This window comes from Rhizobium sp. CC1099 (assembly GCF_029714385.1).
Classification (GTDB): domain Bacteria; phylum Pseudomonadota; class Alphaproteobacteria; order Rhizobiales; family Rhizobiaceae; genus Rhizobium.
In genome coordinates, this window is record NZ_CP121642.1 from 1,302,847 (window position 1) to 1,317,382 (window position 14,536).

12 protein-coding genes and 1 riboswitch are annotated in these 14,536 nt (G+C 59.7%); of the genes, 6 read left to right on the forward strand and 6 right to left on the reverse strand.

The features are described 5' to 3' along the window. The 6 genes from thiC to QA644_RS27435 all read right to left on the reverse strand — a co-directional run bounded on the left by thiC (position 1) and on the right by QA644_RS27435 (position 7,626). Complete coding sequence (gene thiC / locus QA644_RS27410) at positions 1-1,827, reverse strand: phosphomethylpyrimidine synthase ThiC (RefSeq protein ID WP_283072492.1); 1,827 nt, start codon at positions 1,825-1,827, stop codon at positions 1-3. Positions 1,828-1,918: 91 nt separating this feature from the next. After that, positions 1,919-2,030, reverse strand: a riboswitch (TPP riboswitch). 63 nt (positions 2,031-2,093) lie between these two features. Beyond that, the gene (kduD, locus tag QA644_RS27415; RefSeq protein WP_283072493.1) at positions 2,094-2,849 is read right to left on the reverse strand and encodes a 2-dehydro-3-deoxy-D-gluconate 5-dehydrogenase KduD; all 756 of its coding nucleotides are present in this window, start codon (positions 2,847-2,849) and stop codon (positions 2,094-2,096) included. Between the two features lie 5 nt (positions 2,850-2,854). After that, entirely contained in the window at positions 2,855-3,691 is an 837-nt protein-coding gene (gene kduI / locus QA644_RS27420; RefSeq protein WP_283072494.1) for a 5-dehydro-4-deoxy-D-glucuronate isomerase, read from the reverse strand. Next, a complete protein-coding gene (locus tag QA644_RS27425) occupies positions 3,688-4,458 on the reverse strand; it encodes a GntR family transcriptional regulator (RefSeq protein WP_283072495.1) in 771 nt (256 codons plus the stop codon). Before QA644_RS27425 ends, kduI begins: the two co-directional genes overlap by 4 nt. A 190-nt stretch (positions 4,459-4,648) precedes the next feature. After that, on the reverse strand, positions 4,649-6,574 hold the full coding sequence (locus tag QA644_RS27430) for a DUF5054 domain-containing protein (RefSeq protein WP_283072496.1): 1,926 nt from the start codon (positions 6,572-6,574) through the stop codon (positions 4,649-4,651). An 11-nt stretch (positions 6,575-6,585) separates the two neighbouring features. Then, on the reverse strand, positions 6,586-7,626 hold the full coding sequence (locus QA644_RS27435) for a LacI family DNA-binding transcriptional regulator (RefSeq protein ID WP_283074035.1): 1,041 nt from the start codon (positions 7,624-7,626) through the stop codon (positions 6,586-6,588). Positions 7,627-7,924: 298 nt separating this feature from the next. Here QA644_RS27435 and QA644_RS27440 point away from each other — a divergent pair, with 298 nt between their 5' ends. The 6 genes from QA644_RS27440 to QA644_RS27465 all read left to right on the forward strand — a co-directional run bounded on the left by QA644_RS27440 (position 7,925) and on the right by QA644_RS27465 (position 14,520). Then, positions 7,925-9,286 (forward strand): extracellular solute-binding protein, encoded by a 1,362-nt coding sequence (locus QA644_RS27440; RefSeq protein WP_283072497.1) that lies wholly within the window; start codon positions 7,925-7,927, stop codon positions 9,284-9,286. Positions 9,287-9,366: 80 nt separating this feature from the next. After that, positions 9,367-10,275, forward strand: a complete 909-nt coding sequence (locus QA644_RS27445; RefSeq protein ID WP_074071984.1) for a sugar ABC transporter permease — start codon at positions 9,367-9,369, stop codon at positions 10,273-10,275. Next, complete coding sequence (locus QA644_RS27450) at positions 10,275-11,105, forward strand: carbohydrate ABC transporter permease (protein WP_074071985.1); 831 nt, start codon at positions 10,275-10,277, stop codon at positions 11,103-11,105. Before QA644_RS27445 ends, QA644_RS27450 begins: the two co-directional genes overlap by 1 nt. A 16-nt stretch (positions 11,106-11,121) precedes the next feature. Continuing rightward, positions 11,122-12,222, forward strand: a complete 1,101-nt coding sequence (locus QA644_RS27455; protein ID WP_283072498.1) for an ABC transporter ATP-binding protein — start codon at positions 11,122-11,124, stop codon at positions 12,220-12,222. 11 nt (positions 12,223-12,233) lie between these two features. Continuing rightward, positions 12,234-13,634, forward strand: coding sequence for a CehA/McbA family metallohydrolase (locus QA644_RS27460; RefSeq protein ID WP_239600593.1), 1,401 nt, complete (start codon positions 12,234-12,236; stop codon positions 13,632-13,634). Positions 13,635-13,788: 154 nt separating this feature from the next. Continuing rightward, a complete protein-coding gene (locus QA644_RS27465) occupies positions 13,789-14,520 on the forward strand; it encodes a FadR/GntR family transcriptional regulator (protein WP_283072499.1) in 732 nt (243 codons plus the stop codon). Positions 14,521-14,536: the final 16 nt, after the last annotated feature.

The window sequence follows — 14,536 nt, forward strand, 5'->3', positions numbered from 1 at the left end:
TCAGTCGCCCGAATGCTGAAGCGCTTCGACCGGAACGTAGAGATCGCCGCCCTCGCGGAATTTTGCCGCCATCGCATCCAAGCCCTCCTTCTGCGCCTCGGCGCGAATGTCGTGCGAAATTCGCATGGAGCAGAATTTCGGGCCGCACATCGAGCAGAAATGCGCGACCTTGTGCGCCTCTTTCGGCAGCGTTTCGTCATGGAAGCTGCGGGCTGTTTCCGGGTCCAGGGAGAGATTGAACTGATCCTCCCAGCGGAACTCGAAGCGGGCGCGTGACAGTGCATCGTCGCGAAGACGCGCGGCCGGATGTCCCTTGGCGAGGTCGGCGGCATGCGCTGCGATTTTGTAGGTGATGACCCCGATCTTCACATCATTCCGATCGGGCAACCCCAGATGCTCCTTTGGCGTGACATAGCAAAGCATGGCCGTCCCGAACCAACCGATCATCGCAGCCCCTATGCCTGAGGTAATATGGTCGTAGCCGGGTGCGATATCCGTCGTCAGAGGGCCGAGCGTGTAGAAGGGCGCCTCGCCGCAGACGGCAAGCTGCTTGTCCATGTTTTCCTTGATCTTGTGCATCGGAACATGGCCTGGCCCTTCGATCATCACCTGGCAGTCCTTCGCCCAGGCAATCTTCGTCAGTTCGCCAAGGGTTTCGAGCTCGGCGAACTGCGCTGCGTCATTGGCATCGGCAATCGAGCCCGGCCGCAGGCCGTCGCCGAGCGAGAAGGAGACGTCATAGGCGCGGCAGATATCGCAGATCTCCTCGAAATGCTCGTAAAGAAAGCTCTCACGGTGGTGATGCAGACACCACTTCGCCATGATCGAGCCGCCGCGCGAGACGATTCCGGTCACCCGGTTGACGGTCAGCGGGATATAGTGGAGCCGCACGCCGGCATGAATGGTGAAATAGTCGACACCCTGTTCCGCCTGTTCGATCAGCGTGTCACGATAAACCTCCCATGTCAGGTTCTCGGCAATGCCTTCGACCTTTTCCAGCGCCTGGTAGAGCGGCACGGTACCGATCGGCAATGGCGAATTGCGGATGATCCATTCGCGGATATTGTGGATGTTGCGGCCGGTCGAAAGGTCCATGACCGTATCGGCACCCCAGCGCGCCGCCCAAACCATCTTTTCGACCTCTTCGGCCATCGACGAGGTGACGGCGGAATTGCCGATATTGGCGTTGATCTTCACCAGGAAGTTGCGGCCGATGATCATCGGTTCGGCCTCTGGATGATTAATGTTGGCGGGGATGATCGCGCGGCCTGAGGCCACTTCCTGCCGGACGAATTCAGGTGTGACATAGTCGGGGATATGGGCACCGAAGCTTTCGCCGTCGCGAACCATGGCCTCGCCGTGTGCCTTTCGGCCGAGATTTTCGCGGATGGCGATGAATTCCATTTCCGGCGTGATGATGCCGGCACGCGCATAGGCAAGCTGGGTGACGGCCCTGCCGTTCTTGGCCCGCAGCGGCTGGCGCTGGCCGGGAAATTCGGGCGTCAGCCGCTCACCGCTGGCAAAACCATTGTCTTCCGGGCGCACGTGGCGACCCTGATAGGCCTCGACGTCGCCGCGGGCCAGCACCCAGTCGCGCCGAAGCTGAGGCAAGCCCTCTTCGATGCGAATATCGGCCCCCTCGACCGTATAGGGGCCAGACGAATCATAGACCGCGACTGGCGGCTCGCCTGCGGTCGGATGAACGCTGATCTCGCGCATAGGCACGCGAATGCCGGGATGGATATCTCCCGCAACGTAAACTTTGCGGGATGCCGGCAAAGGGCCGGTGGTAACGGTCGGGGTAATGGTCTTTGCGGCAATATTCATGGTTTGAGGCTCCAAGTTGTGATTGGAGACCCAGTCCTCAGCCGGAATGATGGAAAGACGCCGGCATGGATTCCACGCGTGAATTCCAAGCTTTCGAGCGCTCGCACCGTCCCTACGCCAGTATGAACTGGATCAGGTTCAACGGGTCACTGCGCGCGACAGCAGTATCTCAGCCCCTTGCCGGGACCCCCCTGGTGAATGTTCAAAGGTTAAGGTCGGGTGTCGCCGGTGTCAAGACGAGCGGCTCAAGTCACCCTCCTTTGCAGTCAGCGAGCCAGCCACCCGCCGTCGACCGGCAGGACGGTGCCGTGGACGTAGTCGGACGCCGATGAGGCGAGAAACACCGCCGCACCGCCCAGTTCGGCGGGCACTCCCCACCGCCCTGCCGGGATGCGTGCCAGAATGGCGGTACTGCGGTCCGGATCTTCGCGGAGCGCCGTCGTGTTGTTGGTGACAAAGTAGCCGGGCGCGATGGCGTTGACGTTGACGCCTTTGCCTGCCCATTCGCAGGCAAGCAGCCTCGTGACGCCGGCAAGGCCGCTCTTCGAGGCCGTGTAGGACGGAATCCGGATGCCGCCTTGGAAGGACAGCAGCGAGGCGATGTTGATAATCTTGCCCCTGCCCTTTTCGATCATGTGGCGGCCAGCGGCCTGAGATAGGAAGAAGGCCGTTTTGAGATTGGTGTCGATGACGGAGTCCCAGTCTTCCTCGGTGAAGTCGATCGCATCGGCGCGGCGAATGATACCGGCATTGTTGACGAGGATGTCGAGTGCACCGAAGGCCGAGAGCGTTTCGGCGACGATACGCTTTACCGGCGCGATCGTGCCAAGATCGGCCTTGATGGCATGGAAGCGTGCCCCAGCCTCCGTGACCATCGCCTCGGTTTCATCCATAGACGAGCGGCCGACGGCGGCAATCGAGGCACCTGCTTCCGCAAGCGCCATCGCAATGCCCTGCCCTATGCCAGTATTGGCGCCCGTGACAATGGCCACGCGGCCGGAAAGATCAAATGGATTTGCCATTGGACTTACCTTAAATCTGCGATCGCGATCTGATCCATGTCGGTGAAGCTCTTGTTGTCACCGGCCATCGCCCAGATGAAGCTGTAATTCTTGGTGCCAGCACCCGAATGGATCGACCATGGAGGCGAGATGATCGCCTGCTCGTTTGCGACCAGCATGTGCCGGGTCTCCTGCGGTTCGCCCATGAAATGGAAGACGCGCTGATCGGTATCGAGATCGAAGTATAGGTAGGCTTCCATGCGCCGGTCATGGATGTGGCTCGGCATGGTGTTCCAGATGCTGCCCGGCTCCAGCATCGTCAGTCCCATGGTGAGCTGGCAGGACTGGCAGACCTCGGGATGGATGAACTGGAAGATTGATCGCTTGTTGGCAGTTGCCGCTTCGCCAAACGTTAGATGCCGAGCCTGTTCGCGCGTCAAGAGCACCGTGGGATGCGGTTGATGTGCCGGCGTCGAAACGAGGTAGAACTTGGCGGGATTACCGGCATCAGCACTTTCAAAGCGGATGTCCACCGCGCCCTTGCCGATATATAGGCAATCGTATTTCGCGATATCGTACGCCTTGCCGTCGATCAGGACGCGGCCTGCTGCCCCGATGTTCAGCGCACCGAGCTCGCGTTCGGCAAGGAAGGTTTCCTGGCCGATTGCTTTTGGCGCCGTCAACGTGAGTGCGGCGCCGAGCGGCATAGCGCCACCGATCACCATGCGGTCGTAATGCGAATAGGTAAGCCTGATTTCGCCACCTTCGAAGACGGTATCGACAAGAAAGTGGCGTCGCAGTGTGTCGGTGTCGTAGGCACGAACGGCCTCGGGATGGGAAGCGTGTCTTACGTCGACGTTCATTGAAAATGTCCTTTCTTTTCAGTGCATACCATAGGTTTTTTCGCATCCTCGATAAAGTAATTCGGGTCCCAGATTTCGGCCCTTTCGACCTCGTGCAGAAGACTGCCGAGATGGAGGTCCATGGCCTCGACGGCACCCTTCTTGTCGCCCTTGCGCATGCAGCCGACGACGGTCGAATGCTCCTCGATGACGCGGGCGAGACGGCCATCCTGCGGCAACGTCAGGAGGCGGTAACGGTCGCTGTGCACCTTGACCTGCTCGATGATTGCCCAGATGCCGGAAAAGCCGGCGATATCGCTGATCAGTTTGTGGAAGTCGATATCAAGCCGGTGGAATGCCGTCACCTCGCCATTGCGAAGGCAGGCGCCAAGATCGTCGAGATTGCGATCGAGCAGACGGATGCCGGCGGGCGTCATCTTGTCCACGGCATGGCCGACGGTGGTTATCTCGAGGGCTTTGCGCACAAGGATGGCTTCATAGAGCGCGCGGCGCGGAATGCGCGAGACGAACGTGCCGGATTGGGGAAAGATATCAACGAGGCCATCGTCGCAAAGACGTAAGATCGCCTCGCGGATCGGCGTTCGGCTGACGCCGAAGTGCGCCTCCAACTCCTTCTCGCTCAACAAGTCCATGGGCTTGCGCCGAAGCGAGAGGATGTCGTCGCGCAAAACATCGTAGACCAGGGTTGCGGCGCGAGGAGCTGTGGCACGCTGGTGGGAAAGTTGGGTTACGCCCGCCAAGGAACGCTTCTTGCGCGCTTCGCTCATTGGCCACGCATTTTGTCAAATCGCAGTTTGAAATACCGACTGACTTGCACCGATTGCCCTCCCGCAGGCCTTCGGCGGAAGTAGTATATTAGTATCTGACTCCGGGCAAACGGAAAATCGCACAATGGAAAAGCGAATAGAGAAGGGCCGCCTGAAAGCGGCAAATGTGCGCAACCAGGAGGCTGGCTTCTTAGGTGACACTGAGTCGGTAGCGCGCCGAAAAGTCGCCTTCCCACCACATGGGGAAGTTCGTACCCCATTTATTGTTGTGCAGGTTGAAGCGCACGCCGTCGGCAAAGTCAGGTAACGCTTTGCAAAAAGTCATAAAATCCCAGTTTTGCGGTGCGACGAGCGGCGTGTCGAATGGTTGGATGGACAGCACAGTCCCATTCATGTCGCCACGAACGCCGCTAACAGCCTGGAGTTGAGCGCCGCCGCCTCGAGCAATATCGCCGCTTTTGTGCCAGAGCCCCATCTTGTGCAAGCTCCATTCGGCCTTTGCTTGCGGTGTGAAGGAAAGAAAGCTTGCCTCCGGCATGCGGTTCGCCGCTTTTGAATGCATCGTCAGCCGAAACTCAAGGACATCGCCGTGCGCTAAAAATTGCAGCATAACATACTCCGGCGCGCCGTATCGGCTGACCGCTTCATCGGGCATAGCAAGCAGCACCCCTGCTCGACCAGCTGCCTTCAAGGCAGGCATGTAGGTTCTCGACAGCGCAGCACCGGACCTGGCAAGCCCCGGCTTGTCGTGATCGAGGATCGCCCATTCCTGACGATGCGTAAGATATGTATCCATATGCCGGCCGACATCGCTGGCGTCATAGCTCTCGTATCGATAGGCAATCAGCGATCCGCTGCGACCGGCAATCGTCCTGCCGGTAGGCACCGTAAGAGCGGAAATGTCGCCGGTTACAGGATCGAGATCAATGGCCCAACCGCCGGCCGAAAGGCGCTGCTGGCGCTCGCCCACCGAGATCATGACGGGCGCGGAAACCTCGGCTAGAGCGGCCTTTGCGGCCCTGGCATCGGCGCCATCCAGCTGCCGTACGGCTTCATCAAGATAGGAGCGCTGCTCATTCCAGGAGGCTTCGGCATAGGCAAACCGGTAGTCGCTCGCCCGGGCTGTTTCGAAATCCTCGCGGGACCAGGCCTGGTCGTCTCGGAGATAGGATTTGATGTCGACGCCACAGGTATGTTCCGCAACCAGAGTAAGCTTGCGGCCGAATGCGAGCCGGGCGGAATTCAGGCCCTCAGCTGCAAAGCCGTCATAGAGCCGCTGCAACGCGAGAAACTGCGCGGTTTTCTGCGGATCGCTGGCAATGCCGTGAATCCAGCTGTCACCGAGCTCGAGCTCCATACGGGGAAAGCGTTCGCGTTTTTCCCAAAGAAGCGCCCCGTAGTCCTCAAGCGTCGCTGCACGGATAATCGCATCGGGATCACGCTGGTGCATCTGCCGGTAGACATCGGCTGTCTGCGCCACGCTTTGCGGGCCAATATTATCGCTCGTGTGCGCAAAGCCCAAACCCTCGGAAACACCGTCCGGGAAGTATGTTTCGCCATAGGAACGCTGATACATCACAACGATCTCTTCGCCGCCGGGCGCGCGCCAGCGAAAGATATCAGGCACCTGCGGCGGCGGCGAAGCAGTGTTGACGCCGAGATGCAGGAAACGAATGCCGGCTTCGGCAAGCAGCGGCACCATGCCGAGTGTGTGTCCCGGCACGTCCGTCATCTTCGCTGCAATCGTCTTCTTGCCGAAACGCCGATCCAATTCCTGCGAGTAGGAAAGACCGGCCCGGAAAAGATCGGGCGACATCAACTCCGTATGTGTGGTGAATGGCAGGCCGTGCCAACGGACGAGACCGCGTTCGATTGCCCGCTCCAGTTTCGCCACCTCTTCCGGCCGGCACGAATTCAGATAGTCCCAAATCAACCAGGCACCGGTGGTCCAGATGAACTTCGGATCGCCTGGATCTTCCGCGTAAAAATGGTCGCCCGTCTCGATCGCCTGCGGAATGAAGCGCTCGTGATACTGGCGGCGGACCTTTTCCGCATGGTCGGTGAAACCGATGTCGAGATGGGTCTTGAAGACCAGATGCACACGCTTTTGAGTCATGAACGTTCCATTCAGCCAACCGTGCCGCGCACGACGAGACGGGTGCTCAGCGTCTCGATCAAGGGTCCGGCGTCGGGTGTCTTGAGCCGCTTGAGGATCAGCCGGACAAGCGCCCGGACCCGATCTGTCAGATCGATCCGGACGGTGGTGAGGTTGTAGCTCTTCCAATGCGATTGCGGGATGTCGTCGAAGCCGACGATCTTGACGTCGCCCGGCACCGACAAGGAAAGCTCGTGACGCAACGCATCGATTGCGCCGAACGCGCCGACGTCGTTGGAGGCAAAGATGGCATCGGCTCCATCGCCGACACGGAAGAGGTCCACCGTCGCGCAATAGGCGGTATCGTAGGTGTAGTCGCCAGGCACGACGATCGGCGGCGCCATGCCGCGCCCTACAAGAACCTGCGTGATGATGCGTTCACGCTCGGTATTGGCCAGCGATTGCGGCTTTCCGCCAAGATAGGCAACGCGGCGGGCGCCATAACCCTGCAACAACGCAACGGCCTGCTCGATGCCCTCTTTCTGCCGCACGACCAACCGGTCGTAGAGGCTGGCAGACGGCTTTTTGCCAAATTCTTCTGCATCATCATAAATGATGTAGATCGGCACTGCGCGATCGAGAAATCCGCAAAGCACGTCCGGCTCCACGTTCTCCGTAAAGGCAATGACCGAATCCGGATTGAAACCGCGCATATAGGTGAGCAAGGTCTGGTCCATGCTCAAATCGGCCTTCGCCTTGAACAGCAAAGTGGCAAAACCCTCCGCTTGCAAGGCCGTCGTCAGTGCATCGATTTCCTGGCTTTCCCAGGGACTGCACACGTCGGGCACGATCATACCGACAAGATGCGATCGTCTCGTGACGAGCGAGCGCGCCGCCATATCCGGCGTATAGTTCAACTCCCGAGCAATCTGCAGAATGCGGTCGCGCTTTTCCGGCTTCAAAGATGCATTGGGGTTGAACGCGCGCGAAACGGCAACCCGCGAAACATTGGCTTCACGCGCTACTAGATCAGCGGTCGCACGTGCCATTTTTTTGTCGCTGCGTTCATTCATGAAGATAACTGGCGTTGGAATTGAAAACGTGTTCATTCATCGTGCACTTGAGAGCGGCAAATCGTCAAGCGCGACGATGCAGTTTTCACGGGAATGCGCAGCTCTGCTGCCTTCTCCGTCTTTCGTCCATCGAATATTCCAGCGTGCGCAACCGCAGTGTTGACAAAAATGAAAGCGTGTTCATTCTGATGGCTGGATGAGGTGGGGCGTGGCTTGGAGGAGGATCCGGTCCGTTCCGATGCACCGAACCGAAAAGCGTCTGGTCGACAACCGGGCCAAATCCTAGGGAGGAATTACAATGCGCAAGGGCATACAGTCTTTATTGCTTGGCGTTTCGGCGGCAGTGGCCCTGTCGGGCTCTGCCATAGCCACCGATCTCGACATCACCTGCCGCTGCGTCGTCGGCGGCGTGAACAGCGGTACGGCCGAATGGATCCAAAAGAAAATCATCCCGGCCTTCACCGAAAAGATGAAGACGCAAGGCAAGGACGTTACTGTCAAGCTGACCCAATTCGGCGGCGAAGATGAACAGTTGACGCAGCAACTGGCGCTCGACTTCTCGACCGGCGCCGGTCCGGACATTTCAGCTTTCGACGGCTTCCTCATTCCGAGTTTCGTTCAGGGCGGGCTATTAAAGCCGCTTGAAGAAATAGCAGGTCCGGACGTAGCCAGTTGGGATGGCTGGAGCCATATCGCCGATGGCACCAAGGCTCTGATGAGCTACCAGGGCAAGCCTTACGGAATTGCGCTCGGCACCGATGCACGCATGATCTTTGTGCGCAGGGATCTCTTCCAGAAAGCCGGTCTTGATGCAGATAGCTGGCAGCCGAAATCCTGGGGCGAACTGCTTGACGCTGCGCGCAAGATCAAGGCCGCCGATCCAGATTCCTTTCCACTGCAGCTGAATGCCGGCGTTTCCATGGGCGAAGCAACGACCATGCAAGGTTATTGGATGGCGCTTCTTGGCACCGGCGAGCAGGTCACCGACGAAAATGGAAAGTACATCGTCGCCAGCCAAGGCATTCTCGATACGCTGAGGCTTTACAAGACCATCTATGTTGACGACAAACTTGGCGATCAGCGCGCCCAGCTCTTGGCAGACGGCCGCAACCGTACCTTTGCAAATTTCCGCGACGGCAAGACGGCGATGCTCGTCGAAGGAGACTGGTTCTACCGCTCCGTGACGGCACCGGGGGCCGAATTTGCCGTCGCCGACCGCGACAAGGTCATGACCTGGAAGAAGATGCCGGCCGCACAGCCGGGCAAGGGCCTGCGCGGCCAGGATTTCGTCACCATCTCCGGCGGAACGGGCTTCGTCATCAACCCGCATACGGATGCGCCGAAGGAGTCCTGGGAACTGCTCTCCTTCATGAACAGTCAGGAGCAGTTGACAGCGTTCCAAGAGATCCAGCCGGCGATCCGTATCCGTGACGACGTCGCAATCCCGAACTCGCCGTTCCTGACGGAAACGGCAAAAACGCTGCTGCCGATCACGACGGCGCGTCCCAACGACGCCAATTACAATAAGGTGTCCACGGAGATCCAGCGCATGACGGAAAGCGTCGTCTCCGGCGAAATGTCGCCTGAAGACGCGATGGCCCAGTACAAGGCCGCCATTGTCGCCATCGTCGGCGAAGAAAACACCGTCAGCCGTCTCTGACGGGTCGGAACTGGACCCGGCCGGATTTACGGCCGGGTCCAATCAAGCGGACGCCGCAAACCGTCATCGAGTTTTCAAGCATGAAGAAGTTCTCCCTGCTTTCCACGCGCGCGGGCGCAGTTTTTTTGGCACCCGCCGCCGCACTGGTCGGCGTCTTCGTCATCATCCCCTTCTTCTGGGTAATCTTCGTTTCCTTCACGAACCGGACGCTGCTCGGACGAACGGCGCTCGATCCGGATTTCGTCGGTTTGCAGAACTACGTCGCGCTTTTCAATCCGGCGACCTTCTTCACACGCGGCCAGTTCGGCTTTTCATTGGTCCTGACGATTCAGTTCGTGTTGCTGTCGGCACTCGTCGGCCAGGCGCTGCTCGGCCTCGTGCTTGCCTGGCTCAGCCAGTCCGTCTCACCGTCCGTCAAAGCCTTTCTGCAGACGACCGTGATCGCGGCCTGGATCCTTCCGGAAGTGGTGATCGGTTTTGCCTGGTTTGCCTTCCTCGACTATGACAACGGCACGCTGAACATGATCATGCGCAGTCTCGGCCTGCCGCCGGGAGACTGGCTGCTGCAGCAGCCATTCTGGGTGATCGTTTTCTTCAACACATGGCGCGGCGCCGCCTTCTCGATGATGCTTTTCAACTCGGCTTTCCAATCGATCCCGCCAAGCTATTTCCAGGCCGCCGATGTCGCCGGCGCAACCTCCTGGCAGAAGCTGCGCGATATCGCCCTGCCGCTGATCCGCGGCCATGTTGTTACCGACCTCATCCTGATTACCATGTGGACCTTCAACGTCTTCACGCCCTTCCTGCTGACAAACGGGGGGCCATCCTACCGCACCGAAATTCTTTCCATCTATACCTACCGGATCGCCTTCAAGGATTTCGAATTCGGCAAGGGTGCCGCCGTAGGCGTCGTCATCATGCTCATCAATCTGGTATTCGCACTCGCTTATCTGCGTATCGCCCGCAAGAAGACGGCGGAGGCTGAGTGATGCAGATATCGCGCGCAGTCTATGTGCGGCGCTTGGGCTTTTCGGCTGTTGCCGCGCTGCTCGGGGCCATTTTCGCGCTACCGCTCGTCTGGTTCGCCTTTGCGCCGTTCAACGCGCGCGCCGAGCTCGGCCTTGCCATCCCCAAGCCGTTCACGCTGGCGAATTTCGCAACCGTCTTCCAAAACAGCTTCGCCATGCAGGCGCTGTTCAACAGTCTCGTCCAGGCCTTCGGCGGCGTCGTCTTCGTCGGCACTGCCGCGACGCTCGCAGCCTATGCGCTCTCCCGCTCCTCAGTCCCGGGCAAGGGCGCGGTCACATATATCCTGCTACTCTTTTCTTCCGTGGTGTCAGGTTCAGCGGCAATGGTGCCGATCTTCCTGATCATATCGGCGGCGGGTCTCATCGACACGCATCTTGCTGTCATCCTTGTCTTTGCGGGCGGGCTGCTGCCGACAGCGATGTTCATCCTGCGTGATTTCATCGACGCAATCCCTCGCTCTTACGAAGAGAGCGCCATGGTCGCCGGCGCATCGCCGCTTCAGGCCTTCTTCGACGTGGCGTTGCCCGTCATCCGGCCCGGGATTGTCGTGGTCGTCGTCTGGGCCTTCGTGAATATCTGGGGCAGCTTTCTCATCCCCTTCATCCTGCTGCGGAGCGACAGTCTGATGCCCGCCTCCGTGGCGATCTACTCGTTTTATTCCGAAGCCGGCACGCCGATTGTCACATTGCTTGCCGCCTATTCTCTTCTCTATTCGCTGCCGGTCATCGTGCTCTACCTCTTCGTAAACTGGAAGTTCGGCTTCCGGTTCTTCGGTGGCATCAAGTCGTAATCGGAAGATCAGTCTCATGGCCTCTGTCGAATTCCAGAACGTCTCCAAGAGCTTCGGCGCCTTCAACGCCGTGCCCGACATCAGCTTTTCGATCGCCGACGGCGAATTCGTCTGCCTGCTCGGGCCTTCAGGCTGCGGCAAGACCACCAGCTTGCGCATGATCGCCGGCCTGGAAACGCCGACCTCCGGCAAGGTGCTGATCGGCGGCAAGGACGTCACCTTTCTCCACCCAAAGGACCGGAAGATTTCGATGGTCTTCCAGGACTATGCCCTTTATCCGCACATGAACCTTGCCGACAACATCGCCTATCCCTTGAAGGTCCGCGGCGAGGCGGAAGACAAGCGTCATGCGCGGGCCAAGGAAGTCGCCGACGTGCTTAAGATCGGCGATCTCCTCAAGCGCTTGCCGAGCCAGATTTCCGGTGGGCAACAGCAGCGCACCTCGCTTGCCCGCGCTCTTGTCTATCCAAGCCAGGTCTATCTTTTCGACGAGCCGCTCTCGAACCTCGACGCCAAGCTCCGCCTCGAGGCCCGCGGCTTCCTCAATCATCTGCAGCGCGACATGGGTATGACGGCCGTCTACGTCACCCACGATCAGGCCGAGGCCATGGCGCTTGCGACCCGCATCGCGGTCATGGACAAGGGGCGTATCGTGCAATTTGCCCCGCCGATCGAAATCTACCGCCGCCCGGCAACCACATTTGTCGCGAATTTCGTCGGCAATCCGCCAATGAACCTCGTTCCAGTCGAAGCCATGGTCGCAGAAGACAGGCTGCAGCTTCGTGCCGAAGGGCTGACGCTTGAACGCCTTGCGGTCTCCGCGGCCATCGCACGTGCGGCAGACGCAAAAACGATGACACTGGGCATCCGCCCCGAGCATCTGCGCATCGCACGCCCGGGTGATGCGAATGTCATTTCCGGCATGCTCTTTGCGAATGAAAACATGGGGCCGGAAAGCCTGGTGACGATGGAGCGACAGGACTCAGGACGCGTGACGGCTCGCATCTTCACCGACGACGAAATCAAGGTCGACAACCGCGTGGCGCTTTCCTTCGATGCAGCGCATGTGACACTTTTCGACGCCACCGGTGCACGCATTCCCGTCAATGGCGAGTAGGCAGGCATCGAATGCGCGAAATCGCCGTCCATGTCTCCCGCGCCGATCAGGTTGACAACCCCTATTTCTACGTAGCCTTCGACGTTCCCGTAGGGACGACGCGGATCGACGTGGCAATGCGCTATGCCAAGGCCGAGAATTGCATTGTCGACCTCGGCCTGCTTGATCCGCGCGCCACCGACTATCCATCCACCGCCGGCTTCAGAGGCTGGAGCGGCGGAGCGCGCGATCGCTTCTTCGTTGCGACGGACGATGCCACGCCCGGCTATCTCCATGGCGAGATGCCAGCGGGTCGCTGGCAGGTGATGCTCGGCCTTTACAAGGTTCCGGCGGAAGGTGCCGATGTCTTCCTCACGATCGATTACGACAGGGCGAAGCGCAAACTGGAACCGCCTCCATCCCGTACGTTCCCGGTGCGCAAGGGCGCCGGCTGGCATCGTGGCGATCTTCATTGCCATACCTACCATTCCGATGCCGCCGGCTCCCCGGACCTACTGCATGAAGCAGCAAAACAGGCCGATCTCGATTTCCTTGCGATCGCCGACCACAACACGATCGCCCAGCGGCGCTATTTTCATCCGAACTCCTCAGCCGACCTCGTCTTCGTTCGCGCCATGGAAGTGACGACCGGCGCCGGCCACGCCAATGTCTTCGGCGTCGACGACTGGATCGATTTCCGCATGACGAAGCCAGGGGACGCCCATACACTTGCGCGTCTGGTGCATGAGCGCGGAGGCCTTCTGTCCATCAACCATGACAAGCCGACGATCCCTTGGGACTACGAGCTTCCGGAGACCGACTGCATGGAGGTCTGGCAATCCAACTGGATGGCTTGGAACTGGATATCGCTCGAACGCTATCAGCAGCGCCTTTCTTCCGGCCTGAAGATTTCTGCCATCGGCGGCAGCGATTTCCACCAGCCCGCACGCCTGATGCCGGAGGGTCCGCTTGCACTTGCACGCCCGACGACCGTCCTTTGGCTTGAAGAACTCTCCGAAGAGGCAATACTTGCCGCCATGAAGGCCGGCCGCGGCTACGTTACCGAGAGTCCATCCGGCCCTCACCTGGCTCTTACCGTCAACGGTAAGCCGATGGGCGAAACAGTGTCCGGTCCGGTTTTTGCTGAAGCCGAAGTGGGTGGTGCAAAAGGCGATCGCCTCGTGTTTCTGGACGCCACCGGCGTGCTTGTCGATCAACCGATTGAGGACGATGCGTGGACGGGCCGCTTTTCCGGTAAGCCGAAGACCTTTCTGCGCGCCGAAGTCATCGCCGAGGCGAGCCGCGCGCGGCTTTTATCGGAATTCACAGCGGCGATATCTGGCAGGAGCCTGCCATGGCAGCTTCGCGGTTCCGATATCCACAGCCAGCCGATCCGCCGCGCGCTCAGCAATCCCGTCTATATAGAAGCCTGATTTGGCGCCATATGCCAGCGCAGGACCACCAAATAGCGTGCGCCGCGCACCAAATCGCTCAAACTTTGTGCATTGCAGAATCTGCCCAAAAATTCGCTTGACGCGTCGGCCAATTTGGTCTGGATTGAACCAATAATCAATTGGTACGGACCATTTGCCAATGGACGAAGCCGCCGGGAACTCAAACCTTGCACTGGACAAGCTCCGGACGCTGCTGCGTTCCGACGGACTGGATGCGGACGGCAAGCTGCCGACGGAGCGCGCGCTTTCGCAAACCTTTGGCGTTAGCCGCCGCGCTGTGCGCCGTGCACTGGAGGTCCTGGAAGCCGAGGGGCTAATCTGGCGGCGTCAGGGTTCGGGCACCTTTGCCGGGCGACGTCCCGATGGCTGGAGCGAGCATGTCGGTTCGATCGTCGCCGGGACCGACCTGATGGAAGTCATGGAAGTGCGTTTGCGCGTTGAGCCGCAGCTGGCCCAGCTTGCCGCCATGCGCGCCAAGGCCGCCGATATCGAGCGCATGTATGAGCTCGTCAAGAAGATCTACGAAAGCACCGATGCCGACGGCCGCGAACTCTGGGACGGCGCACTGCACCGGCAGATCGCCCAGTGCGCCGGCAACCAACTTTTCCTGGCGATCTTTGATGTCATCAACAGGGTGCGTCAGGACGAGGCCTGGCAGACGATCCGCGAGCGCGCCCGAAGCGCCAGCAAGACGCGCACGGTCACTTACGGCCAGCATACCGCAATCATCGAGGCGATTGCTGCCCGCGACCCTGCCACGGCGGGCGAAGCCATGCGCCAACATCTCTTCACGCTCCAGGAAAGCCTGATCCGCATTACCTCGCTAGACCACCACGAACCGAAGACAAAACAAGAACTCGCCTAAGCGAGCCGGACGCTGA

Coding starts and splice junctions, on each gene's coding strand:
- thiC (WP_283072492.1), bottom strand. CDS start 1,827: ATGAATATTGCCGCAAAGACCATTACCCCGACCGTTACCACCGGCCCT.
- kduD (WP_283072493.1), bottom strand. CDS start 2,849: ATGGCAAATCCATTTGATCTTTCCGGCCGCGTGGCCATTGTCACGGGC.
- kduI (WP_283072494.1), bottom strand. CDS start 3,691: ATGAACGTCGACGTAAGACACGCTTCCCATCCCGAGGCCGTTCGTGCC.
- QA644_RS27425 (WP_283072495.1), bottom strand. CDS start 4,458: ATGAGCGAAGCGCGCAAGAAGCGTTCCTTGGCGGGCGTAACCCAACTT.
- QA644_RS27430 (WP_283072496.1), bottom strand. CDS start 6,574: ATGACTCAAAAGCGTGTGCATCTGGTCTTCAAGACCCATCTCGACATC.
- QA644_RS27435 (WP_283074035.1), bottom strand. CDS start 7,626: ATGAATGAACGCAGCGACAAAAAAATGGCACGTGCGACCGCTGATCTA.
- QA644_RS27440 (WP_283072497.1), top strand. CDS start 7,925: ATGCGCAAGGGCATACAGTCTTTATTGCTTGGCGTTTCGGCGGCAGTG.
- QA644_RS27445 (WP_074071984.1), top strand. CDS start 9,367: ATGAAGAAGTTCTCCCTGCTTTCCACGCGCGCGGGCGCAGTTTTTTTG.
- QA644_RS27450 (WP_074071985.1), top strand. CDS start 10,275: ATGCAGATATCGCGCGCAGTCTATGTGCGGCGCTTGGGCTTTTCGGCT.
- QA644_RS27455 (WP_283072498.1), top strand. CDS start 11,122: ATGGCCTCTGTCGAATTCCAGAACGTCTCCAAGAGCTTCGGCGCCTTC.
- QA644_RS27460 (WP_239600593.1), top strand. CDS start 12,234: ATGCGCGAAATCGCCGTCCATGTCTCCCGCGCCGATCAGGTTGACAAC.